The sequence below is a fragment of the Pseudomonas sp. Eqa60 genome (assembly GCF_018326405.1).
In the GTDB taxonomy this organism is placed as follows: domain Bacteria; phylum Pseudomonadota; class Gammaproteobacteria; order Pseudomonadales; family Pseudomonadaceae; genus Aquipseudomonas; species Aquipseudomonas protegens.
On sequence record NZ_AP024342.1, the window covers coordinates 5,598,750 to 5,623,416 of the forward strand.

Consider the following 24,667-nt stretch of genomic DNA (forward strand, 5'->3'; position numbering starts at 1 on the left):
GCCCCATCAGCCCAGCAAGGCCACCAGTTCACCGCTGAGGGGGCCGATGCGCTTCGACTCCTTGGCGGTGTTCACCTGCTGTGCCACCCGCGCCACCTCGATCACCGGGTGCTTGAGGGCGTAGCCGCCCTTGCTGTCCAGCCAGCTCAGGACCTCCGCCAAGTGCCACAGCGAAGCGCTGCCTTCATGGATCGCCAGGGGAAAGCTGTCGGCATGGCCGAGCATCAGCTTGCGCATGTTCTGCCGGGACACGCCGACGATCTCGGCGATCTCGCTGAGGCCGACAAAATCCGGGCTGGCCTCCACCAGCCGCGCTTCGGGAATGATCCGCTTGATATCCCCCAGGGCACTGAGCAGCGCCGCTTCGGCACTCTCGGCCTCGCGACTGAACTCCAGGGCCAGGCGCCCGGCCAGGCCGGTGCCCACCAGAACGTCGGTGCAACCCGCCGCACCGAGGCGCTCCACCAGTTGCAGCGGATCACAGCCCTCCAGCGGCAGCAGGTAGTTGAGGGTGAACAGGTATTCCATGGTGCTTACTCCTTGCGGGCTGCCGGCGACTTGGCTCCACGCAGCTGGTTCAGGGTGCAGTTATCGATCACCCGGCATAACGCCCGGGCGTGCTGGGTCGGATTCTTCGGCGTGCGCCATACGCTGGTGATGCAAAACTCGCCACAGCGACACACTTCGTTGTTGTACGGACAGTAGATCCGCCCCCAGGCATGACCACCGCCGACCTCGATGCGCCAGCCCTGCCATTCGGCGTAGCGCAGGGCCATTTCAATGTCCTTCTTGGGATGAGTTGCACGAGCCATCCATAGCCTCCAGTATCGCCAGCACAATTTAGTTGTCAACTGACAACCATGAGAATTCCGAACAAACCCGCTCGGCGGACAAGCCGCGACGCAAACAGCGGGGGGAGACACAAGGGTAGAGAGAAGGCCGGGGCACGGCGAAGAACATGTCTTGCGTGATATTGCCGAACGGCTGAAAAGTGTCGTTTGCAAAAACGCTGCAACACAAATGCCTGAAGCGCGGATTCAAATGTCCAGAAACGACAATGGCGATCTCCCCCTAAGGTCCCGATCGCCATTGTTTACCGCGAATGAATCAATTACCGATCAACCACTCTATTATCAACGAGCTGGTGAACATCAAGAAGCAGATTGTGCTGTAGCACTCGGGAGTAATTCCCCTTACTGACTCGCCTAACCTTCATCGACCCCCATCCGGTTGATGGATCAGTCGCTGGCCATCTGAACAAACTGGATCAGGCCAGCCGGGATCGAGCAGGACTCGAAAGCTGCCCAGGAAAGTCCTCTTCATAAGTGTATTCAGAAGGTTGGCAACTGCCTGCAACAGGTGGCCGGCCCCTTCGGCCCGCCCCCCGGCGATGGAGTAGAACCCAAAGGTAATCATTCCTGTTCCCCACCGATGCGCCCACGGCTTTTGCTTTGTGATCGCGGTGGATGGCCTCGAGCAGCTGGGATGTTGACTCCACCAGCGCTATTGACGGGCCATATCTGGCGGCTTTAGAGCAAAGTCTCTGGCAAGGTTCAAGAAACGCTGACTTTCCCGCGAGTTCCAGCCAATCCTGCGCACAAGGGAAAAAGGAACCCAAATACTGTCCCCAAGCGCCCTTCTAATAATTGCTTTTTCATTGAGGAGATCGTCCCTCAAGTCGAAGCTGGCAATGATGATTTTTTCCAGACTAAGCGTGCGATCCAAAAGAGCCTGGTTGAGCTCCACAAACGGAATCAGCTTGGCGCCAGCCTCCTGCCACTTTGAGTAAATGGAATCAAACAACTCAGGATGGAGCGCCTTATTGAATACCGCAATCGTCTGGTTCTTGAGGTCAGAAGAAACCAGCTCCTTCACGGTAGCAAGCGGGTGATCGGCAGCCATTATCAGCTCTACACGAAGTTCGCAGAGCGTCGTTACTTCAAGCTCAGTACTACGAATGTCGCCTAATACAAAAGCCAAATCTAACGACCCTGACAACACCCGATCAATCAGCCCAGGCGTCCAGCCAACATCGAGTTCCACGCTAACATCAGAATAAAGTAAGCAAAAGCGATCAATTAGTTCGCCTCTGGGGGCAACTTGGTAGCTGTATGGGGGCACACCTAGCCTCAGTCGACCCGCGCTCCCGCGTTGCAACTGAGATGCCAATGCTTCCATCGCTGACATTGAAACTTGGACACTACGAGCTACCTGAAGCAGTTCCCATCCCTTATCGGTCAACGCAATACTACGTGTGTTGCGGACAAACAGCGGGAAGCCCAACTGTTCCTCGAATTTACTCAAACGTCTCGACAACCAAGGTTGTGCTACACATAAACGCTCAGCCGCCCGTGTGAACGAGGCCTCTTCTGCGATCACCGCAAACTGCACCACCATGCGAGGGTCAAGCTTCATACCTTCGCTCCAATTCATTAAGCAGGCGTCAGGTCAGCCTTGAGCAATGTTAGCGCGCAATCGGGAATTGCACGCTGACATTGAGCCGTTAGACCTAAGCGTTCAGGGAAAAGCCATCCCAGCGGCGATAGATGGCCCCGGGAGGCATCGGACCAAACAAAAGTTGTTCCTTGCGGCCTGACCTCTACTACTGGCGAGTACTGAAAATGGGGGGATTACCTGTCGAAAGTCCAGCTGTCGCGCTGCTGCACGCTAGACGAACTCGACAGGGAAGCCATCGACCCTTTCGAGGTAGAAGAAGTAGTACTTGCCATTGTCGATGATGTCGGGGAGCTGCCCCTCAAAGGACTTACCATCCATGATCCCGAAAAGGGTGTTGTCATCGACCTTGCGCAAGTGATCATAAATCGGAACGCCATCGTAGATCATCGTAGTCGAAACCTTGCCACGAAACGCCACCTCCCAGAGAGAGGCCTCACCTTTCATGATCTTGTTGGAAAATAGTCGGCCCTGTTCGTCGTAGCAGACTAGGGGAACGGCATCCAACTTGCTCCGGTACCACTTTCCGTACCACTTCATTCCGGTAAGTGCGTCATTGCCCCAGTGTCCTGTCTTGAAGTCACCACCTTGCCAACGGCCCAACGCGCCATCGATTGTGACTGGAGAAAGCGAGTCAAAGAAGTCCAACAGTACTTCATCATTAAGACCTTGCGTGCTCTTAAGCTGTTCAAACTTTTCTTTCGTATTCATTAGCATTCTCCAAGATACAACCAGCGGACCTGCCCACAAAGCTAGCTATCCTGGGGCGGACTAAGCTAGGAAAAAAATAGCCTGTGATCGAGATTTTTTCCGCACTCCGTTTGCTCAAAGATAGTATTAAGCGCCCTACAATCACCCCAGACCGGTTGTTATATAACCGGAGCAAAGAGCTACCTTCCAATACAAGCCTGCTTGAATGAGCTCTTGCTATCTAGAAGTGTCGTTTCATCGAAAGCAGATGTCCAAGACGAAACCTCAGAGCATCTAGACGAAAACCATATAAATCATCGACCAGAGCACCGGCGGAAAACTGTTCACGAAAATAGAGTAGCCATGGCCCGCGCTCTAAGCCCCTTGACCTTTTTGCACGACGCTTACTGGTCTTCGGCCCGATTCTCGGTCAGCAGGCAATTGTGAAAGACCGTTAGGAGATCTCGGTCGATGATGCGCTTGCGCATGGCACGGGTGCTGTCGGCCAAACGTGCATTGGCCAGCCATGCGTCCATCGCCGCGCCGAAAGTCTTGATGGCGACCACCCACTAGCTCTGGCGTTGTTTTCAAACGCAAAGGATGTGCCTGCCTGAACAGGTTTGCGCGCCTCCAGGAGCAGTTCGCGCACCATCGCTAGCCAGATACCACCCGAGCCATAGCGTTCCCGGGGCAGCGCCTCACAGCGGCCGTGAAGCCGGTAGTCATAGCGGAAGGTGACGGTACCGCTGGGCGATACCGTCACGTCCTCCTATCTCGGTCAGAAGCCCTATAAACCTTGGACTTAGGCTTCAGACTTCGCAGTGCAGCGTCGGTCGGCCTCAAGGTATTCCTCCAGTTTTTCGACAGTTTTTACTGTCAAGGATCAGGAGGCCTGCTGATGCCTTGAAAGCCGCGTAAACGAGCTTCCCCGAGAAATTTTTTACCGTCAAAGACGGTAAAAGTCTGAGCAGTGAACGAGCGTTTCTTTATCCAACCTCGACTCTTACCGCCAGCGCCACAGTCAACTTGTTTTGTTAGCCGACGCTAGCCAGCGGTAGCCTTCGAAGAACGTCCAATCATTCCCACTCAATCGTGGCCGGCGGCTTGCTCGACACGTCGTAGGTGACGCGGGAGATGCCTTCGATCTCGTTGATGATCCGGCCGCTGACGGTTTCCAGCAGTTCGTAAGGCAGGTGCGCCCAACGTGCGGTCATGAAGTCGATGGTTTCCACGGCGCGCAGGGCCACGACCCAGGCGTAACGACGGCCATCACCTACCACGCCCACGGATTTCACCGGCTGGAACACCACGAATGCCTGGCTGACCTTGTGGTACCAGTCGGCCTTGCGCAGCTCTTCGATGAAGATGTGGTCGGCGCGACGCAGCAGGTCGGCGTATTCCTTCTTCACTTCACCAAGGATGCGCACACCCAGGCCCGGGCCCGGGAACGGGTGACGGTAGACCATGTCGTACGGCAGGCCCAGTTCCAGGCCCAGACGGCGGACTTCGTCCTTGAACAGCTCGCGCAGTGGCTCGACCAGCTTGAGGTTCATTTCCTCCGGCAGGCCGCCCACGTTGTGGTGCGACTTGATCACGTGGGCCTTGCCGCTTTTCGCGCCAGCCGACTCGATCACGTCCGGGTAGATGGTGCCCTGGGCCAGGTACTTGATGTTTTCCAGCTTGCAGGATTCGGCATCGAACACGTCGATGAAGGTACGGCCGATGATCTTGCGCTTCTTCTCCGGGTCGGCTTCGCCGGCCAGGTTATTGAGGAACTGCTCCTCGGCGTTGGCGCGGATCACCTTGACGCCCATGTTCTCGGCGAACATGGCCATTACTTGCTCGCCTTCGTGCAGGCGCAGCAGGCCGTTGTCGACGAAGACGCAGGTCAGCTGGTCGCCGATGGCCTTGTGCAGCAGGGCCGCGACCACCGAGGAGTCGACGCCGCCGGACAGGCCCAGCAGGACGTTGTCGGTGCCAACCTGGGCACGGATCTGGGCAATGGCGTCCTCGGCGATCTTCGACGGGGTCCACAGCGCTTCACAGCCGCAGATATCGAGGATGAAGCGCGACAGGATGCGACCGCCCTGCTTGGTGTGGGTCACTTCCGGGTGGAACTGCACGCCGTAGTAGCGCAGGTCGTCGTTGAACATGCCGGCAATCGGGCAGCTCGGGGTGCTGGCCAGGATGTGGAAGTCTTCCGGCATCTTGGTGACCTTGTCACCGTGGCTCATCCAAACGTCTAGGCCGAACAGGCCGTCGGCGTCGACGTGGTCTTCGATGCCGTCCAGCAGGCGGCTCTTGCCGACTACATCAACCCGGGCATAGCCGAACTCACGCAGCTCGGAACCTTCGACCTTGCCGCCCAACTGCTCGGCCATGGTCTGCATGCCGTAGCAGATGCCGAAGACCGGGACGCCCAGGTCAAACACCGCCTGCGGGCAGCGAGGGCTGTTGGCTTCGTGCACGGATTCGGGGCCGCCGGCGAGGATGACGCCTTTGGGAGCGAATTCGCGGATCGCTTCGTCGTCCATGTCGAACGGATGCAGTTCGCAGTAGACCCCGATCTCGCGCACACGGCGGGCGATCAGTTGGGTGTACTGGGAACCGAAGTCGAGGATCAGGATACGGTGAGCGTGAATGTCGAGGGCCATGGTCAGTCTCGTCTAATTTCAGAAACGACACGGGGCTGAAAAACACAGCCCCGGTTACTAAATTCGTCAATCGCCTCCGGGCCTTGGCCTGGAGGCGATCACTATCAACCTACGCGATAGTTTGGCGCTTCCTTGGTGATCTGCACGTCGTGGACGTGGGATTCAGCCATGCCGGCACCGGTGATGCGGACAAACTCCGGCTTGGTGCGCATTTCTTCGATGTTGGCGCTACCGGTGTAGCCCATGGAAGAACGCAGGCCGCCCATCAGCTGATGGATGATCGCGGTCAGGGTGCCCTTGTACGGCACGCGACCTTCGATACCTTCCGGCACCAGCTTCTCGGCACCCGCGGAGGAGTCCTGGAAGTAGCGGTCGGAAGAGCCCTGGGCCTGGGACATGGCGCCCAGGGAACCCATGCCACGGTAAGCCTTGTAGGAGCGGCCCTGGAACAGCTCGATCTCGCCTGGAGCCTCTTCGGTACCGGCGAACATCGAACCCATCATCACGCAGGAAGCACCGGCGACGATGGCCTTGGACAAGTCACCGGAGAACCGGATACCGCCGTCGGCGATCAGCGGCACGCCAGTGCCTACCAGCGCCGCTGCAACATTGGCGATGGCGCTGATTTGCGGCACGCCAACACCGGCAACGATACGGGTGGTGCAGATCGAGCCTGGACCGATACCGACCTTGACTGCGTCGGCGCCAGCTTCGGCCAGGGCCTTGGCGGCAGCGCCAGTGGCGATGTTGCCGCCGATCACCTGCACTTGCGGGAAGTTCTCCTTGACCCAGCGAACGCGGTCGATCACGCCTTTGGAGTGACCGTGGGCGGTGTCCACCACCACCACGTCGACACCGGCATTGACCAGCGCAGCAACGCGATCGCCAGTGTCCTTGCCAGTACCGACCGCAGCGCCGACGCGCAGGCGACCCTGGTCGTCCTTGCTGGCCAGCGGGTAAGCCTTGGCTTTCTCGATATCGTTGACGGTCATCATGCCCTTGAGAGCGAAGGCGTCGTCGACGATCAGTACACGCTCGATGCGGTGCTTGTGCAGCAGCTCGCGGACGGCGGTCTTGTCGGCGCCTTCCTTGACCGTGACCAGGCGTTCTTTAGGCGTCATCACTTCACGGACGCTGACTTCCAGACGGCTTTCGAAACGCACGTCGCGGGAAGTCACGATGCCCACCAGGTCGCCGTTGTGCAGTACCGGCACACCGGAGATGTTATGCATGCTGGTCAGTTCGAGCAGGTCACGCACGGTGGCGTCGGCCTCGATGGTGATCGGGTCCTTGACCACACCGGCTTCGAAACGCTTGACCTTGCGCACTTCGGCAGCCTGCTGCTCGATGGTCATGTTCTTGTGGATGATGCCGATGCCGCCTTCCTGAGCCATGGCGATTGCCAGACGGGCTTCAGTGACGGTGTCCATGGCGGCGGAAACCAGTGGAATATTCAGCTCGATGCCACGGGTCAAACGGGTCTTAAGACTGACTTCATTAGGCAGTACTTCGGAATAACCGGGCACTAGGAGAATGTCGTCGAAGGTGAGGGCTTCTTGGCTGATACGCAGCATCGCGGGGGCTCCCGGGCGGGAAAATGGAAGCGCGCCATTATACTCAGACAGCTACCCGGGCTCAATGTAAAACTCTGGCTAATATCGCTGGAGTGATAGATGGAGATATCCGCGCGCTACAACTCGACCTTGACCCAACTTATCGGCTGATCCAGCCAGTCGGCGAACTCGTCGATAAAGCTCTGTTTAAAACCCGCTTCGGCCCAGTTGTTGAAGATGAAGCCCAAGTTGGAAAAACCGCATTCCTGAAGAAACAGAAAGCCGTTGATGTCATCTTCATGGCCACATTCGGGGCAGGTGAAGTTGTCGGTACGCCCTGGCATCCAGTCTTCCAGGCTTTCGAACAGCGCCTCACCGATTTCCTGCCGGCACTCGGCACAGCCCGCTTCCTCGAGAAAGCCCTTGGCCGGGGTATAGATGCAGCGCTTGGTGATGATTTCCAGGCCATTGATCGGCTCGCCGAAGGGCAGCGCCTCTGGCCGCAGCACCACCTCCCGTGCCCCGGCGGCAATGGCGTGCCCCATGCGATTGCCCGTGCGCCCGCAGGTGCTGAGGCTTTCCTCGACGATGTTCTTGCGCACCAGCCAGCGCACGATCGCCCGGGCCCGGGGCTCGTGCACCGGCAGGGTGGAAATTTTCGGGACGAGGATGCTTTGGGAGTTCATGGATAAGCCTGGAACATGCGGGGACGGTACTCACGCTTTCGCCGGCAAGCCGGCTCCTGTCATCAATTGTAGGAGCCGGCCTGCCGGCGAACGAATTCAAAGGCCCGCAGCTTAATCCCTGGCCCCAGCAGGTCAAGTACTCAGGTAACGGCCGATCAAGGCAACGCCACTGGCCAGCACCAGCCAGGTCACCAGGCGTACAAAAGCCTCCCGGGACAGTTTCATCGTCAGCCGGCGGCCAATCCACAACCCCAAGGCCATCGCCGGCAACAGGCATAGCGCCAATAGCAGCAGCGGCAACTCGGCATAGACCCCGGCCAGGGCGAACAGGCTCAGGCGCACCACGGTGCTGCAACTGATCAGCGCGCTCTGGGTCGCCCGCGCCGGGTCCTTGGGCAGGCGGCTGTTCAGGTAGATGGCATATAGAAAGCCGCCGCTGCCGAAGAGGGCGCCAAACAGCCCACCGACAATCCCCATCGGCACCGCCCAGCCGGCCGCCAGTTGGGTCGGACGCGCCTTCACCCACAGGCTGTAGATGGCATAAGCACTGATGAACAGCCCCATCAATAGCAGCAACAGATCGGATTTGAGGTTGAGCAGGAAGATCACCCCCAAGGTGCAACCTACTGCCATGCAGGGCAACAGGCGCAGCAACTCCGGCCTGGCCACATCCTTGCGCGAGGGCAGAAGGTTGCCAAAGGCCGCGACAAAATCCAGGAGCACCAGCAGCGGCACGATCTTCGACAGCGGCATGAACAGGATCAGCACCGGCCCTGCCACCAGCGCCGTACCGAACCCGGCAATGCCGAACACTATGTACGCCAGCGCGATGCCCAGGCCGATCACCAACCAACTGCCCGGGCCGAAAGACCACTGGTTCAAACCCTCGATTACCACGCTCATCGCTGCGACTTCCCAGTTGAATACGCAGTGACTTTAGCCAGCAGTGAGCCTTGCGACTAATATCGTCGAAGTCGCCAACTCATCGCAAAAAGGCATGCCTCGTGATTTCGACCCGCCAACTGCGCTATTTCGTGGAAATCGCCGAATGCGGCAGCTTCAGCGCCGCCGCCGAGCGCCTGTTCGTCGCCCAGTCAGCCCTCAGCCGGCAGATCAAGGAGCTGGAAAACCAATTGCAGACCCCACTGTTCGAGCGCACCGCGCGCCTGCCGCGGCTGACGGCGGCCGGTGAAGCGTTCTTCCCCAAGGCACGCAACCTGCTGAGTGAATTGCACAAGGCCAGCGAACTGGCCACTCAGGTAGGCATGGGGCAATTGGGCACCTTGCGCCTGAGCCACTCCAGCACCGTGCCCATGAGCGGCCGGCTACTCCAGGGCATCGGCAGCTACTTGCAGCATTGCCCTGGAGCCTCGATGGACATCGCCAAGCTGTCTTCCGAGGCGCAACTGGAAGAGTTGGCGCAGGGGCACCTGGATATCGGCCTGTTGCGCCTGCCGGTGTTACGTCAACGGGCAGGTGTACAGATCACGCCCCTGTTCGCCGAACCCTTGCTGCTGGCGGTGCCACCTCAGCACCCACTGGCGCTGGACCCTCCGGCCGGGGGCGTCGACCTGGCCCAGCTTCGCGAGGAAGCCTTCATCTCCATCCCCCACCCCCAGCGGGGCGGCTTGAGTTACCTCTCGGCCGAGCTGTGCATGCGCCAGGGCTTTTTTCCCAGGGCGGCGCGGGTGATGTCGCGCAAGACCACCCAATTGCAACTGATCCAGGCCGGCTTCGGCATCGCCCTGCTGCCGGAGTCGATGCAGGACATCGCCCCGGCCAGCATCCGCTTCCTGCCGCTGGCGGATGCCGATTGCCAGAGCACCGTGGCCCTCGCCTATCGACAGGAGCCGACGCCGCTGGTGGCGCAATTCGTCGAACATTTTCGCAATCACTTGTAGTTGATTTGCGTTGTTCCATTCAGAGACAGGCCTTTAAACTGCGCCCCATGATTAAAGATCCCTTCGCACGACTCGGCCTGGACCGCGAGGTCCTCACCGTCACCCAGCTCAACGGCCGCGCCCGGGTGCTGCTCGAGGACGTGTTCAGCAATATCTGGGTGGAGGGCGAGATCTCCAACCTCGCCCGCCCGGCTTCCGGCCATGTGTACTTCACCCTCAAGGACAGCGGCGCCCAGGTGCGCTGCGCACTGTTCCGGCAGAACGCCGCGCGGGTCCGCCAGGCGCTGAAGGACGGCCTGGCGGTCAAGGTGCGGGGCAAGGTCTCGCTGTTCGAAGGGCGCGGTGACTACCAGCTGATTCTCGACACCGTGGAACCGGCCGGTGATGGCGCCCTGCGCCTGGCTTTCGATGCCCTGAAAGACAAGCTGAGCGCCGAAGGGCTGTTCAGCGCCGAACGCAAAGTGCCACTACCGGCCCATCCGCAACGCATCGGCATCATCAGTTCGCCCACCGGCGCGGTGATCCGCGACATCATCAGTGTGTTCCGGCGCCGCGCACCGCAGGTCGTGCTGACCCTGATCCCTACCGCCGTGCAGGGCCGCGAGGCTACGGCGCAGATCGTCCGGGCCCTGCAGCTGGCCGACGCCCGGGGCTTCGACGCGCTGATCCTGGCCCGTGGCGGCGGCTCCCTGGAGGACCTCTGGTGCTTCAACGAAGAAGCCGTGGCCCGTGCGGTGGATGCCTGCGTGACACCGATCGTCAGCGCCGTCGGCCATGAAACCGACGTCTCCATCAGTGATTTCGTGGCCGACGTTCGCGCGCCCACGCCTTCCGCAGCAGCCGAACTGCTGGCCCCCGATTCCAGTGACCTGCAACGCCGGGTCGACAACCTGCATCGACGCCTGGTGATGCGCATGCGCGACCGGCTGGTGCGCGACCGGCTGCGCCTGGACGGCCTGGCCCGACGCCTGCGCCATCCCGGCGAACGCCTGCGCCAGCAGGCACAGCGCCTGGACGACCTGGACATGCGCCTGCGCCGCGCCTTCGAGCGCAGCCTCAATACCCGTCGCGAACGCTTGATCCGCCTGGAAACCCGCCTCGGAGCCCAGCATCCAGGGCGGCAACTGGCACTGCTGCGCCAGCGCCTGGACAGCTTGGCCGAACGCCTGCCCCGGGCCATGCGCGAAGGCCTCAAGGGCCGCCGCCTGCAATTGCACAGCCAGATGCAGACCCTGCATGTGGTCAGCCCCCTGGCCACCCTGGGGCGCGGTTACAGCATCCTGCTGGACGATCGCGGGCAGGCCATTCGCAGTGCCGGCCAGACCCGCCCAGGCCAGCGCCTCAGTGCCCGCCTGGGCGAAGGCGAGCTGCAAGTACGCGTCGAAGACAACCACCTGACGCCCGTCACTCTTTCTCTACTGGATTGATCCATGCCGCGTTTTCTCTGCTCCCTGCTGTTGCTGTGCCTGGCCTTCAATGCTCACGCCGACAGCTACATCACCCGCCTGCTGAACAAACCCGTGCCCGGTGGCGTAGCGGTGGTCGACCTGGGCAGCGCCGCCCAGGCGCCCAAGGCCAGCTACCAGGGCAAGCCGGTGCTGGTGGTGAAGGAGCAGAACAACTGGCTGGCGATTGTCGGCATCCCGCTGACGGTCAAGCCCGGCACTCAACAAGTAAGCACCGGCGGGCGCAGCCTGAACTTCGTGGTCGGCAACAAGAAATACCCGGAGCAGCACATCACCCTGAAGAACCAGCGCCAGGTCAATCCGAACCCGGCGGACCTCAAGCGCATCGACGGCGAGTTGGCGGAACAGATCCGCGCCTACCGCAGCTTCAGCCCCAACACCCCAAGCAACCTGCTATTGGACAAGCCGGTGAATGGCCCCCTGTCGAGCAAGTTCGGCGTACGCCGGTTCTTCAACGGTGAAGAGCGCAACCCTCACGCGGGCCTGGACTTCGCGGTGCCGGCAGGCACACCGATCAAGACCCCGGCGGCGGGCAAAGTGATCCTGATCGGCAACTACTTCTTCAACGGCAACACCGTGTTCGTCGACCACGGCCAGGGCTTCATCAGCATGTTCTGCCACATGTCGAAAATCGACGTGAAGGTCGGCCAGTCCCTGGCCCGTGGCACCGTGGTGGGCAAGGTGGGGGCGACCGGCCGCGCCACCGGGCCGCATATGCACTGGAACGTCAGCCTGAATGATGCGCGTGTCGATCCGGCCATCTTTATCGGGGCCTTCCAGCCCTGATCGCGCAGCGCCGCTTGCCTGCATCAGGCATTGATTCAGCGGCGAGCCGACGCCCACAGGGATTGCGCAGCCCTACTCGACTGCGCAATCGTTAGTATTCTTTCAAAGAATACCCAGCATAAAATCTCGATATAGCTTTGTTTTCGAGTATTCCTCTCAATTTTTTTCGACTGCTTGCCATCTCTCACCCCAGTGGTTAGGGTTGAGCACATGAAAACCTCTCACACCCTCATTCAGCGTCGTCAACACCGGAGCCTCTGCCTCGTCAGCGCACGACTGCCAGGCTGAATCGCGGTGCCTCACCCCCTTGCGTCAACCTCACTCTTGACTCACCGGCAGGCCGCCTCTTTTCGGCCCGGACAATAAGGATTTCTCCATGACCATGCTCAAAGACCCATCCTCCAAGTACCGCGCGTTCCCGACCATCAACTTGCCGGACCGTACCTGGCCGTCGAAAACCATCACCAGCGCGCCGATCTGGTGCAGTTCGGACCTGCGTGATGGCAACCAGTCGTTGATCGAACCGATGGATGCCGTCAAGAAGCTGCGCTTCTGGAAGACCCTGGTAGCTGTGGGTGTGAAGGAAATCGAAGCTTCTTTCCCGGCCGCTTCGCAAACCGACTTCGACTTCGTGCGCACCCTGATCGAAGGCGGCCACATTCCGGACGACACCACCATCCAGGTATTGACCCAGGCCCGCGAAGACTTGATCGCCCGCACCTTCGAGTCCTTGCGTGGAGCGAAAAAGGCCATCGTCCACCTGTACAACGCCACCAGCCCTTCGTTCCGCCGCATTGTCTTCAACCAGGACAAGGCCGGTGTGAAAGAGATCGCGGTGAATGCGGCCAAGCTGTTCGTCAAATACGCCGCCCAGCAACCGGAAACCCAGTGGCAGTTCGAGTACTCGCCAGAGACCTTCAGCGCCACCGAGCTGGAGTTCGCCAAGGAAGTCTGCGACGCCGTGGTGGAAGTCTGGAACGCCACGCCAAGCAACAAGGTGATCCTCAACCTGCCGGCCACCGTTGAAGTCGCCACACCGAACATCTACGCCGACCAGATCGAGTGGTTCTGCCGCAACATCAACCGTCGTGACAGCGTGCTCATCAGCCTGCACACCCACAACGACCGCGGTACGGGCGTGGCCGCCACCGAGCTGGGCCTGATGGCCGGCGCCGACCGTGTCGAAGGCTGCCTGTTCGGCAACGGCGAGCGTACCGGTAACGTCGACCTGGTCACCGTGGCCTTGAACCTCTACACCCAGGGTGTAAACCCTGAACTGGATTTCTCCGACATCGACGGCGTGCGCAAAGTCGTGGAAGAGTGCAACCAGATTGCCGTGCACCCGCGTCACCCTTATGTCGGCGACCTGGTCCACACTGCGTTCTCCGGCTCGCACCAGGACGCGATCCGCAAGGGCTTCGCCCAGCAGAAAGCCGATGGCTTGTGGGAGGTGCCGTACTTGCCGATCGACCCGGCCGATATCGGTCGCAGCTACGAGGCGGTGATCCGCGTCAACAGCCAGTCGGGCAAGGGTGGTATCGCCTACCTGCTCGAGCAGGAATACGGCATCAGCTTGCCACGCCGCATGCAGATCGAGTTCAGCCAGGTGGTGCAGCGGGAAACCGACCGCCTGGGCCTGGAAATGACCGCCCAGCAGATCCACGCGCTGTTGCACAGCGAGTACTTGCAGGCCAACACTCCCTACGCGCTGGTCAGCCATCGCTTGCAGGAAGAGAACGGCCACAGCGCCGTGGAAGTGGAAGTCTCGAGCAAGGGCCAGGGCGAGACCAACCTCAGCTGGCGCGGCAAGGGCAACGGTGCCCTGGAAGCGCTGGTAGCCGGGCTGCCGGTTCCGGTGGAGATCATGGACTACAACGAGCACGCCATCGGCGCCGGCACCAACGCCAAGGCGGCGGCCTACATCGAACTGCGGGTCAACGGTGAGCGCGCCGTGCACGGCGTCGGTATCGACGAAAACATCACCACCGCCAGCTTCAAGGCGCTGTTCAGTGCGCTGAACCGCTCCTTGAGCGAGCAGCAGGCCAAGGCAGCCTAAAGGCTGCCAAAAGCGAAAGGCCCCGAGGAGCTCGACTCCCCGGGGCCTTTTTTATGCCGGAACAGATAACACCAGCTAAATGTCAGCAACGACTGTTTCAGGCATGCACATCAACGCTGAACATGGCTTGCAGCAAAGCCGCCTGCAGCACCTGCAAGGTGCTGTTGGTCACGGCGATCTGCGCCTGGACTTCCATCACCTGCTGGGCTTTCTGTTCGTCGCTGGCCTGGCCCTTCTGCACATTGGCCAATTGGGCCTGCTGTTCGGTCAGGGTTTTCTGGGTCTGCTCGATCTGTTTCTGCAGCGCCTTGACCGGATCACCACCGGCCTTTACCGCATCGATATTGGCATCGCCAGAGTTGACCCGCAGCTCCTTATCCTGACCGTCCTTGCTGTCATCCACCGGCGCCAGCGGGCTGGCGCTGTTGCCTTCGGCTTCAGTCGAAGCAGTTTTGGGTGCCGACAGGGGTAAGGATTGACGATGGTGGCAGTGATGGTAGTCATGGTTGATTCCTCCTGAACTGATCCTGCTATCGGCCTTCACCCTCGAAGCTTGATATTCACAACCTGTAAAAAAGTGTGCAGTGCCGAAGCGATCCTAAGTGAACATGAAGGTATCGGCGTCGAGGTTCGCCGGAAAACGCGCACGGTAAGCCGCCAGTTCACCCGCGTTCAGGCACACCTGGAAGACGCCATCGGCCTCTCCGGCGCTGAGCAGGGTTTCGCCCTGATAGTCCAGAACCTGGCTGTCTCCGGTATAGGCAAAGCCCTTGCCGTCGGTGCCCACCCGGTTCACCGCCGCAACGTAGCAGAGGTTTTCAATGGCCCGGGCTGGCAGCAGGCGATTCCAGTGCAGGCGGCGGGCACCCGGCCAATTGGCGGTGTAGAGCAGCAGGTCGGTGTCCTGGGCGTCCCGGCTCCACACCGGGAACCGCAGGTCGTAGCAGATCAGCGGGCGAATACGCCAACCCTTGAGCTCGAACTGTACCTGCCGTTCCCCCGGCGTGTAGTGATTGTGCTCGCCGGCCATGCGAAACAGGTGGCGCTTGTCGTAGTGCCAGACCTCACCGTCAGGGCGCGCCCACAGCAAGCGATTGCGATGGCTGCCATCCGCTGCCTGGATTATCACGCTGCCGGTGATCACCGCATTCAGCTTTTTCGCCTGGCCACGTAGCCATTTGCTGGTAGGGCCATTCTCCGCTTCCGCGAGAGTCGCGGATTCCATGGAGAATCCGGTGGTAAACATTTCCGGCAGGATGATCAGATCTGCACCACGGGCCTGCTCCAGCAACTGCTCGAAATGCTCGAAGTTGGCCTGGCGGTCGTGCCAGGCCAGGGTGGTCTGGATCAGGGCCAGATTCAGATCGGGTAATGCACTCAGATCACGCATAGTTTCTCCGCTGCTTGGCGCAACGTCTCCTCGCGCTTGGCAAAACACAGACGCACCAGGCGCTGCCCCTGGGGCGGCTGCTGATAGAACACCGACACCGGAATGGCCGCCACGCCGTGTTCGCGGGTCATCCATATCGCCATGTCGACATCATTCAAGTCTGGACGAATCTGCGAATAGTCCACCAATTGAAAATAGGTACCCGACACCCGGTTGAAGCTGAAACGCGAGGCGCTCAGCAGATCGCAGAACAGATCACGCTTGGCCTGGTAAAAGGCCGGCAACTCTTCGACATGTTCCGGGTGGTCGGCCATGAAGTCCGCCAGAGCGTACTGCAAAGGCGTGACCCCGCAGAAGCTGACATATTGATGCACCTTGCGCAGCTCGGCGCTCAGGGCCGGTGGTGCAACCACATAACCGGTCTTCCAGCCGGTCACGTGGTAGGTCTTGCCGAACGAGCTGACCACGAAGGCCCGCTGATACAGCTCCTCATGGGCCAGCACACTGACATGGGGTACGCCATCGAACACCAGGTGTTCGTAGACCTCGTCACTGACCAGATAAATATCGCGATCACGGATCAGGGCGGCCAACTGGTCCAGCTCGGCGCGGCTGATCAAGGCACCACTGGGGTTGTGCGGCGAATTGAGGATGATCATCCGCGTGCGCGGACTCAGGGCTTCACCGAGTTTCTGCCAATCGAGGGCAAAGCCCTGCCCGGCCAACGGCACATGCACACAACGCCCACCGGCCAGCTCCACCGACGGCTCATAGCTGTCGTAACTGGGGTCGAACACAATGACTTCGTCACCGCGCTGGATCACCGCCTGGATGGCACAGAAGATTGCCTGGGTCGCACCGGGGGTGATGGTCACCTCAGCGTCCGCATCGACCTGGACGCCATAGCTGCGGGCGATTTTCGCGGCGACCTGCTGGCGCAGTGCCGGTAGGCCGGTCATGGGTGCGTACTGGTTATGGCCATTGGCGGCATGCCAGCCAAGCGCATCACGCAGGGCTTGCGGGCCATCGAAATCAGGAAAGCCCTGGGACAGGTTGAGCGCTCCGGTTTCCACCGCGAGCTGGGACATTTGCGTGAAGATGGTGGTGCCGACATTCGGCAACTTACTGATGATCATGAGGATTCCCTGCTGAGCAGTCCGCACTACGGCGGCGCGGAGGTCCCCGAGAATAGCCCAAACGCCAGGCATGAAAAAGGGCGCCCGGGGCGCCCTCTTATCCACACAGATCCCGTAGGAACTGGCTTGCCAGCGAAGCTCTGAAGCAGGTCCGGAGCTTCACCGGCAAGCCGGCCCCTAAGCCGGTCAGCGCTTGTCGCGGCGCTTCTTGTCGGCCTTCTTGTGGTGCGACATCAAGCGACGCTTCTTGTTGACCTGGCGGTCGGTCAGCGTGTTCTTGTTGCCTTCGTACGGGTTCTCGCCGCCCTTGAACTCGATGCGGATCGGCGTACCTACCAGCTTCAAGACTCGGCGGTAGGTGTTTTCCAGATAGCGCACATAAGACTTGGGCACCTTCTCCACCTGGTTGCCGTGGATCACGATCAGCGGCGGGTTGGCACCACCCAAGTGGGCGTAGCGCAGTTTGATCCGGCGATTGTTGACCATGGGCGGCGCGTGCTCGCCAACGGCATCTTCGAGGATCTGCGTCAGGCGGCTGGTGGGCCAGCGGGTTACCGCCGACTTGAAGGAGTTCTGCACCGACTGGTAGAGGTTGCCCACACCGGTACCGTGCAGCGCCGAGATGAAGTGGATATCGGCGAAGTCGACGAAGAACAGCCGGCGTTGCAGCTCGGTCTTCACATAGTCGCGCTCGCTCGGCTGCATGCCGTCCCACTTGTTCAGGGCGATCACCAGGGCCCGACCGGCTTCCAGGGCAAAGCCCAGCAGGTTCAGGTCGTGGTCCACCACACCTTCGCGGGCGTCCATGACGAAGATCACCACGTTGGCGTCCTTGATCGCCTGCAGCGTCTTGACCACCGAGAACTTTTCGACTTCCTCGTGGATCTTGCCGCGCTTGCGCACACCGGCGGTGTCGATCAGGGTGTACTTCTCGTCGTTGCGCTCGAACGGGATGTAGATACTGTCGCGGGTGGTGCCGGGCTGGTCATAGACGATCACCCGGTCTTCACCGAGCATGCGGTTGACCAGGGTCGACTTGCCGACGTTGGGACGACCGATGATGGCGATCTTGATCCCGTCCTTCTCGCTCGGGCCCGGAATGCGCTTGGCTTCCTCACCCTCGGCAACGATCTCTTCCTCGCCTTCTTCCGGCTCGTCAGCGTCATCCTTGGGGAATTCGCTCAGGGCGATTTCCAGCATCTGGGTGATACCGCGGCCATGAGCACCGGCGATCGGGATGGCATCGCCCATGCCCAGCGGCGCGAACTCGGCGCGGGCCATGTCCGGGTCGATGTTGTCGACCTTGTTGGCGATCACGTAGGAAGTCTTGTTACGTTTGCGCAGGTGCTCGCCGATCATCTGGTCGGCCGCGGTAAACCCGGCCTTGGCGTCCACCAGGAACAACACCACATCAGCTTCTTCGATGGCCAGCAGCGACTGCTCGGCCATCTTTTCATCCATGCCATGCTCGTCACCGGAGATACCGCCGGTGTCGATCAGAATATAGGTACGCCCTTGCCACTTGGCCTCACCGTATTGGCGATCACGGGTCAGACCGGACAGGTCGCCGACAATGGCGTCGCGAGTCCGAGTCAGGCGGTTGAACAAGGTGGACTTGCCGACGTTAGGTCGGCCCACCAGGGCGATTACGGGAACCATGCGGCTCTCCACTGCGTTAATTCAGAAAATACAAAAGCCGCTGCGAGGCAGCGGCTGGTGCTCGGGGCAGCACTGTAGGAGCGAGCGTGCTCGCGATTAACTCCATGGCGCCGCGCTCGTCCAGCAAGCTGGCGTCACCTGGCATCCATCGCGAGCACGCTCGCTCCTGCAGTTCGCTTGGGGATCACCCCAAGCATAGTCAAACCATTACTTGATGGTCAGGGCTTCCAGTTTGCCGCTGTTGCCATACACATAAATCATGTCGCCCACCACCAGCGGACGAGCACGCAGGCCGTCGCTATCGATGCGCGTACGACCGACGAAGCGACCGTCAACCTGGCTCAGCAGGTGCAGGTAACCTTCCAGGTCGCCCACGGCTACGTAGCTGGAGAAGACTTCCGGTGCCGACAGTTGGCGGCGAGCCAGGGAGTCGTTGCTCCACAGCGCGGTAGTCGAACGCTCGTCCACGCCTTCCACGGTACCCGAGGACAGGCTGACATAAACGCTGCCGAACCCTTGGGCCACACCGGCGTAGCTGGAAGCATCACGCTGCCACAGCGGACGGCCGCTCTCCAGGTCCAGGGCAACCACACGCCCCTGGTAGCTGGCAACGTACAGGGTGCCACCGGACAGCAGCAGGCCACCGTCGATGTCCACGACCCGATCCAGTTCGGAACGGCCTTGTGGAATGGCTACACGCTGCTCCCACACCGGCACGCCGTTGCGAATATCCAGCGCGACCACCTTGCCGGTGGATAGACCGGCCAGGGCCAGACGGTTGGTCGCCAACGGCGCACTGGTGCCCCGCAGGGTCAACACCGCTGGAGTGCTGTCGTAGAGCCAGATCTGGTGACCGGTGCTGGCTTCAAGGCCAATCACGCGGTCGTCCTGAGTCTGCACCACCACCACGTCACCGTTGGTAGCTGGCGGAGCCAGCACTTCACTGGTCACACGGGCACGCCATTTCTCTTCACCGCTGGAGGCATCCAGGGCAACCACTTCGCCTTTCAGAGTGCCGATCATGACCAACCCATAACCCACGCCCACGGCGCCGGAAACAGGCAGTTCGAGATCTTTCTTCCATTTGACGTCGCCGTTCATGCGATCCATGGAAACCACCACGCCGGTCACGTCAGCGGCATAGATGGTGTCACCATCGATGGCTGGCACCAGCATGTTATAGGTTTCGCCCTGACCGTCACCGATCGAACGGCTCCACTGCTTCTGCAGGACCACTTCTTCTTTGAAGTCGACCAGTTCCGCCGGTGGCAGTTCTTTCTTGCTGTTGCTGCTGCAACCCGCGGCCAACAAGGCCAGAGCCAGCAATGCTGCATGTTTCCAACGGATCACGTCATGCATCCCCTTTGGCCAGGTCGTCCAGCTTGATTTGTAGGCCACCGACTGCCGCTTCATCCGAGAGCGCCGCCTTGGCTTTTTGGTATGCCGCATGGGCTTCGTCCACACGGCCCAGCTGGACCAGCAGATCGCCCTTGAGTTCTTCACGAGTCGCCAGGAATGCCTTGTCGGCATCGCCGTCGAGCAGCTTCAGAGCCTCGTCGGCCTTGTTCTGCGCCGCCAGTACCTGTGCCAGGCGCTGACGCGCCACTTCACCCAGGGTCGGGTTGGCGGGCTTGTCGGCCACGGCCTTGAGCTGTGCCGCTGCATCGTCCAGCTTGCCGGTGTCTACTGCCACCTTGGCCACGAACAGGTTGCCGTACTGCGCGTAGGCAGTACCGCCGAACTCGCTGTTGAGCTTGCCCGCCAGGTCCGTAACACGAGCCGCATCCGGCTTGCCATCCGGCGTCAGGGTAGTTTCCAGCAGTTGCTGATAGAGCACCGAAGCGCCTTGCGACTGATTGTTCTGATACTTGTGCCAGGCTTGCCAGCCGAACACGATAACCAGGGCCAGCAGGCCGCCAGTCACCAGGGGTTTGCCGTTACGCTGCCACCAGTCTTTCAATTCCGCCAGCTGTTCATCTTCGGTACTCGACACCCCAATACTCCTTATTCGCTAAATCGGCTGTTTGACAGCTTCAACCCTGCACGACGCAGGTGGCCAGGTGCGCAGCGAGTGCATCCCAGGCAATGCTTTGTTGTTCGCCCTGGCCACGCAGGGGTTTGAAACCTACCACTTGCTGGGCCAGTTCGTCGTCACCGAGGATCAGCGCATACAGCGCGCCGCTCTTGTCGGCCTTCTTGAATTGGCTCTTGAAGCTGCCGGCACCGGCATTGATCTGCAGACGCAGGTTCGGCAATTGATCGCGAACACGCTCGCTCAGCGCCAGCGCAGCCAGTTCGGCGGCCTCACCGAAGGCGCAGAGGTAAACGTCGACCTGGCGCGAGATTTCTTCCGGGACCTGCTCCAGGGTTTCCAGCAGCAGCACCAGACGCTCGATCCCCATGGCAAAGCCAACGCCCGAGGTAGGCTTGCCGCCCATCTGCTCCACCAGGCCATCGTAACGGCCACCGGCACAGACAGTGCCCTGGGCACCGAGCTTGTCGGTGACCCATTCGAAAACGGTCTTGCTGTAGTAATCCAGCCCACGCACCAGCTTGGGGTTGATCACATAGGGGATACCCGCAGCATCCAGGCGAGCCTTGAGGCCTTCGAAGTGCACGCGGGACTCTTCGTCCAGGTAGTCGGCCAGCTTGGGCGCCTCCACCAGCACGGCTTGAGTGTCCGGGTTCTTGGTATCCAGCACCCGCAGCGGGTTGGTCTTCAGGCGGCGCTGGCTGTCTTCGTCCAGCTTGTCCATGCGCGCCGACAGGAACTCCACCAGCGCGTCGCGATAGCGCGCGCGCGCTTCGGCGGTACCCAGGCTGTTGAGTTCGAGCTTGACCGCATCACGGATGCCCAGCTCGCCCCACAGGCGCCAGGTCAGCACGATCAGTTCAGCATCGATGTCCGGCCCGTCGAGGTTGAATACCTCGCAACCGATCTGGTGGAACTGGCGATAACGGCCTTTCTGCGGGCGCTCGTGACGGAACATCGGGCCGATGTACCACAGCTTCTGCACCTGGCCACCGCCGGTAATGCCGTGCTCCAGCACTGCACGGACACAGGCAGCGGTGCCTTCCGGACGCAGGGTGAGGGAGTCGCCGTTGCGATCCTCGAAGGTGTACATCTCTTTTTCGACGATGTCGGTCACTTCACCGATGGAGCGCTTGAACAGCTCGGTGAACTCGACGATCGGCATGCGGATCTGCTTGTAACCGTAGTTATCCAGCAGGCGCGCCACAGTACCCTCGAAATAACGCCACAGGGGCGTCTGCTCGGGCAGGATGTCATTCATGCCACGAATGGCTTGCAGAGACTTGCTCACAAAAAATCCTTAAATACGTTCGGTTAGCCGCGAGCGATCAGCGCTGCGTCGGCCTCGACCTTTTCGGCCGCCTTCTGCCGGATCAGCTTTTCAAGCTCGTCCACCAGATTGTCATTGGTCAGTTTCTGTGCCGGCTTGCCATCGATGTAGATCAGGTTCGGTGTACCACCGGTCAGGCCGATGTGCGCCTCTTTGGCTTCACCCGGGCCGTTGACCACGCAACCGATCACTGCAACATCCAACGGCACCAACAGGTCTTCAAGCCGCCCTTCCAGTTCGTTCATGGTTTTCACCACATCGAAGTTCTGCCGCGAGCAGCTCGGGCAGGCGATGAAGTTGATGCCACGGGAACGCAGGTGCAGGGACTTGAGAATGTCGTAGCCGACCTTCACTTCCTCGACCGGGTCGGCCGCCAGCGAAATGCGAATGGTATCGCCAATTCCTTCGGCCAGCAGCATACCGAGGCCGACGGCGGATTTCACTGTGCCTGAACGCAAACCACCGGCTTCGGTGATCCCCAGGTGCAGGGGCTGGATGATTTCCTTGGCCAGCAGGCGATAGGCCTCGACGGCCATGAACACGTCCGAGGCTTTCACGCTGACCTTGAAGTCCTTGAAATTCAGGCGTTCCAGGTGCTCTACGTGACGCAGCGCCGACTCCACCAATGCAGCCGGGGTCGGTTCGCCGTATTTTTTCTGCAGGTCTTTTTCCAGGGAACCGGCGTTGACCCCGATACGGATCGGGATCCCGCGATCACGGGCAGCATCCACCACCGCGCGTACCCGGTCTTCACGACCGATATTGCCCGGGTTGATCCGCAGGCAATCGACGCCCAGTTCGGCCACGCGCAGCGCGATCTTGTAGTCGAAGTGGATGTCGGCCACCAGCGGTACCTTGACCTGCTGCTTGATCCGGCCGAACGCCTCGGCGGCGTCCATGTCCGGCACCGAAACCCGCACGATATCGACACCGGCGGCTTCCAGGCGGTTGATCTGGGCGACGGTTGCGGCCACGTCGTTGGTGTCGCTGTTGGTCATGCTCTGCACCGCAATCGGGGCATCGCCTCCGACCGGTACCGAGCCGACCCAGATCTTGCGGGATTCGCGACGCTTGATTGGAGATTCGCCGTGCATGACTTATTGACCTAACTTCAGGCGAGCAGTCTCGCCACTGGTGAACGGGGCGATATCCACCGCCTGACCGTTGTAAGTGATTTGTGCGCCACGGGCATAGCCCAGACGTACGGCAAAAGGCGGCTTGCCGCTGACATCGACATTTTCACCCTTGCGCTTGAGGGCGCTGAGCAGAACCTTGCCGTTGGCATCGATGACCTGGGCCCAGCAGTCGGCGCTGAACTGGATCTGTACCTGGCCCGCGCCTGCAACTGCAGTTGCCGCAGCGCTGCCCGGTGCAACCGCAGCAGCAGGCGCGGTCGGCGTGACAGGCGCTTGCGCCACGGCAGCCGGTGCGACAGGCGCCGGAGCCGGCGCGTTGTGCACGGGAGCTGCGGGGACGGACGCAGTGGCAGCCGGTGCCGGAGCGGTCGAAACGGCTGGGGCGGCAGGAGTCTCGCTCGCTGCCTGGCCTTCGCTTTGAGCGGCGTTGTCCAGCGCCTCGCTCTGCCCCTCGGCAACCGCTTGGTCTTCGGGCTCGTCGATAGGATGAATCTGGGTAGTGCCGTCGGCGCCTTCGACCTCGACATGCTCGGGGCTCAGGGAGACCGGCTCCTTGCCGCGCTGGGAGGACTGATCCTGCCACCAGATGAAACCGCCACCAACCACCGCCACCAGCAGCAGCAAACTGACAATGCGCAAGATAGTGTGGGAAACCCGCACCGGCTCTTCGATGCGCCCCAGGGCATGGACGCTGCTGCCCTGGGAGTCGGTACCGGTGTATTGATCGAACTCCTGGACCAGTACCGCCTGATCCATGCCCAGCAATTTGGCGTAGGCACGAATATAGCCACGGGCGAAAGTGTGCCCCGGCAGCTTGTCGAAGGCGCCAGCTTCCAGGTTGCTCAGGGAGCTCACGGTGAGGTTGAGCTTGTGGGCCACTTCGGCCAGCGACCAACCATTGCTTTCGCGGGCCTGACGCAGGGTCTCACCGGGGTTTACGCGAGTCACTGCTTGAACTTCGGGATGGGCCGCTTTCATCATTGCTCCGACAGGTATTGCTGATATTCCGGCGTACCGGGATAAAGTCGTTTTAGTTGCAGACCGTAACTGGCGGCCTTGTCGCGATCTTCGAACACCGTTGCCAGCCGAACGCCGAGCAATAGACTACGTGCATTTTGCTCGCCGAGCAGGCTAAAACGATCGTAATAGTCGCGCGCGGGCACATAATGCCTGTCTTCGTAAGACAACTCAGCCATTTCCAGCAATGCACGGGGCTGTTGATGATTGAGACGCAAGGCCTTTTCCAGCTGCAGCTGGGCCAGATCACGCTGGCCGAGCCTTGAAGCGGTCATGCCGAGGTTTTCAAACACTCGGGAACGTTCGGGGTACAGAGTATCAGCAGCGGCTTGCTCAAAGCGCTGATAAGCCTCTTTGTAACGTTTTTCCTGGAACAGAAAGCTGCCGTAGTTATTGAGGATCCGGGCACTCTCCGGACGCGCCGCCAGGGCCTGGCGAAAATGCTCGTCGGCCAGGGCCGGTTCCATCTCGGCCTGGAACACCAGTGCAAGGGCAGCATTGGCGTCGGCATCGGCGGGGGCCAGTTCCAGGGCTTTCTTCAGTGGCACCTTGGCCCGCTCGCTCATGCCCTGCTGCAAGTAGCCCAGGCCCAACTGCACATACGCCTCGCGCGCCTCGTCGCGCCCCTTGCTGGTGTTCATCGGGTTGGAATCACCCGACAGAACACAGCCAGCACACAGGCTGGCAACAAGCAGGAGCAGCGCAAAGCGCAGGGCCATGG

22 protein-coding genes and 1 pseudogene are annotated in these 24,667 nt (G+C 60.8%); 4 read left to right on the forward strand and 19 right to left on the reverse strand.

Annotated elements, in window-relative coordinates; translation table 11 throughout:
- Window positions 1-6 precede the first annotated feature (6 nt).
- From KI242_RS25215 to KI242_RS25255, 9 genes are all read right to left on the reverse strand, one after another.
- Entirely contained in the window at window positions 7-528 is a 522-nt protein-coding gene (locus KI242_RS25215; RefSeq protein ID WP_053153583.1) for a hypothetical protein, read from the reverse strand.
- A 5-nt stretch (window positions 529-533) separates the two neighbouring features.
- Window positions 534-812 (reverse strand): hypothetical protein, encoded by a 279-nt coding sequence (locus tag KI242_RS25220; protein ID WP_026019975.1) that lies wholly within the window; start codon window positions 810-812, stop codon window positions 534-536.
- A gap of 691 nt (window positions 813-1,503) precedes the next feature.
- On the reverse strand, window positions 1,504-2,415 hold the full coding sequence (locus KI242_RS25225) for a LysR family transcriptional regulator (protein ID WP_051167115.1): 912 nt from the start codon (window positions 2,413-2,415) through the stop codon (window positions 1,504-1,506).
- 252 nt (window positions 2,416-2,667) lie between these two features.
- Window positions 2,668-3,165 carry a DUF4334 domain-containing protein gene (locus KI242_RS25230; protein ID WP_015636872.1) on the reverse strand — a complete coding sequence of 166 codons (498 nt, stop codon included), beginning with the start codon at window positions 3,163-3,165 and terminating at the stop codon, window positions 2,668-2,670.
- Between the two features lie 383 nt (window positions 3,166-3,548).
- The gene (locus KI242_RS25235; RefSeq protein WP_015636873.1) at window positions 3,549-3,710 is read right to left on the reverse strand and encodes a hypothetical protein; all 162 of its coding nucleotides are present in this window, start codon (window positions 3,708-3,710) and stop codon (window positions 3,549-3,551) included.
- Between the two features lie 510 nt (window positions 3,711-4,220).
- Complete coding sequence (gene guaA, locus KI242_RS25240) at window positions 4,221-5,798, reverse strand: glutamine-hydrolyzing GMP synthase (RefSeq protein WP_011063192.1); 1,578 nt, start codon at window positions 5,796-5,798, stop codon at window positions 4,221-4,223.
- A 104-nt stretch (window positions 5,799-5,902) separates the two neighbouring features.
- The gene (gene guaB / locus KI242_RS25245) at window positions 5,903-7,372 is read right to left on the reverse strand and encodes an IMP dehydrogenase (RefSeq protein WP_015636874.1); all 1,470 of its coding nucleotides are present in this window, start codon (window positions 7,370-7,372) and stop codon (window positions 5,903-5,905) included.
- A gap of 116 nt (window positions 7,373-7,488) precedes the next feature.
- A complete protein-coding gene (locus KI242_RS25250; protein ID WP_011063194.1) occupies window positions 7,489-8,037 on the reverse strand; it encodes a hypothetical protein in 549 nt (182 codons plus the stop codon).
- Between the two features lie 132 nt (window positions 8,038-8,169).
- The gene (locus tag KI242_RS25255) at window positions 8,170-8,940 is read right to left on the reverse strand and encodes a sulfite exporter TauE/SafE family protein (RefSeq protein WP_011063195.1); all 771 of its coding nucleotides are present in this window, start codon (window positions 8,938-8,940) and stop codon (window positions 8,170-8,172) included.
- 101 nt (window positions 8,941-9,041) lie between these two features.
- Between KI242_RS25255 and KI242_RS25260 the strand changes: the two genes are divergently transcribed.
- The 4 genes from KI242_RS25260 to leuA all read left to right on the forward strand — a co-directional run bounded on the left by KI242_RS25260 (window position 9,042) and on the right by leuA (window position 14,246).
- A complete protein-coding gene (locus KI242_RS25260; protein WP_015636875.1) occupies window positions 9,042-9,938 on the forward strand; it encodes a LysR substrate-binding domain-containing protein in 897 nt (298 codons plus the stop codon).
- A gap of 47 nt (window positions 9,939-9,985) precedes the next feature.
- Complete coding sequence (gene xseA, locus KI242_RS25265) at window positions 9,986-11,365, forward strand: exodeoxyribonuclease VII large subunit (protein ID WP_011063197.1); 1,380 nt, start codon at window positions 9,986-9,988, stop codon at window positions 11,363-11,365.
- 3 nt (window positions 11,366-11,368) lie between these two features.
- Window positions 11,369-12,190, forward strand: a complete 822-nt coding sequence (locus KI242_RS25270; protein ID WP_077934721.1) for a M23 family metallopeptidase — start codon at window positions 11,369-11,371, stop codon at window positions 12,188-12,190.
- A 376-nt stretch (window positions 12,191-12,566) separates the two neighbouring features.
- Window positions 12,567-14,246 (forward strand): 2-isopropylmalate synthase, encoded by a 1,680-nt coding sequence (gene leuA / locus KI242_RS25275; protein ID WP_011063199.1) that lies wholly within the window; start codon window positions 12,567-12,569, stop codon window positions 14,244-14,246.
- A gap of 97 nt (window positions 14,247-14,343) precedes the next feature.
- Here the strand turns inward: leuA and KI242_RS25280 are convergent.
- The 10 genes and pseudogenes from KI242_RS25280 to pilW all read right to left on the reverse strand — a co-directional run bounded on the left by KI242_RS25280 (window position 14,344) and on the right by pilW (window position 24,665).
- Window positions 14,344-14,750: pseudogene (locus KI242_RS25280) on the reverse strand (hypothetical protein).
- Between the two features lie 94 nt (window positions 14,751-14,844).
- Window positions 14,845-15,636 (reverse strand): amidohydrolase, encoded by a 792-nt coding sequence (locus KI242_RS25285; RefSeq protein ID WP_011063201.1) that lies wholly within the window; start codon window positions 15,634-15,636, stop codon window positions 14,845-14,847.
- Complete coding sequence (locus KI242_RS25290) at window positions 15,624-16,772, reverse strand: pyridoxal phosphate-dependent aminotransferase (RefSeq protein WP_047337705.1); 1,149 nt, start codon at window positions 16,770-16,772, stop codon at window positions 15,624-15,626. The genes KI242_RS25285 and KI242_RS25290 overlap by 13 nt, the downstream gene beginning before the upstream one ends.
- Before the next feature lie 186 nt (window positions 16,773-16,958).
- Window positions 16,959-18,431: a ribosome biogenesis GTPase Der gene (gene der / locus KI242_RS25295; RefSeq protein ID WP_011063203.1), complete on the reverse strand. Its 1,473-nt coding sequence runs from the start codon at window positions 18,429-18,431 to the stop codon at window positions 16,959-16,961.
- A gap of 207 nt (window positions 18,432-18,638) precedes the next feature.
- Entirely contained in the window at window positions 18,639-19,790 is a 1,152-nt protein-coding gene (gene bamB, locus KI242_RS25300; protein ID WP_011063204.1) for an outer membrane protein assembly factor BamB, read from the reverse strand.
- Window positions 19,783-20,424 (reverse strand): tetratricopeptide repeat protein, encoded by a 642-nt coding sequence (locus KI242_RS25305; RefSeq protein WP_011063205.1) that lies wholly within the window; start codon window positions 20,422-20,424, stop codon window positions 19,783-19,785. Before KI242_RS25305 ends, bamB begins: the two co-directional genes overlap by 8 nt.
- A gap of 40 nt (window positions 20,425-20,464) precedes the next feature.
- Window positions 20,465-21,754 (reverse strand): histidine--tRNA ligase, encoded by a 1,290-nt coding sequence (gene hisS / locus KI242_RS25310; RefSeq protein ID WP_015636878.1) that lies wholly within the window; start codon window positions 21,752-21,754, stop codon window positions 20,465-20,467.
- Window positions 21,755-21,777: 23 nt separating this feature from the next.
- Window positions 21,778-22,887, reverse strand: coding sequence for a flavodoxin-dependent (E)-4-hydroxy-3-methylbut-2-enyl-diphosphate synthase (gene ispG / locus KI242_RS25315; protein WP_011063207.1), 1,110 nt, complete (start codon window positions 22,885-22,887; stop codon window positions 21,778-21,780).
- Between the two features lie 3 nt (window positions 22,888-22,890).
- On the reverse strand, window positions 22,891-23,907 hold the full coding sequence (locus KI242_RS25320) for a RodZ domain-containing protein (protein ID WP_015636879.1): 1,017 nt from the start codon (window positions 23,905-23,907) through the stop codon (window positions 22,891-22,893).
- Window positions 23,907-24,665, reverse strand: coding sequence for a type IV pilus biogenesis/stability protein PilW (gene pilW / locus KI242_RS25325; RefSeq protein ID WP_053153598.1), 759 nt, complete (start codon window positions 24,663-24,665; stop codon window positions 23,907-23,909). Before pilW ends, KI242_RS25320 begins: the two co-directional genes overlap by 1 nt.
- Between the last annotated feature and the right edge of the window lie 2 nt (window positions 24,666-24,667).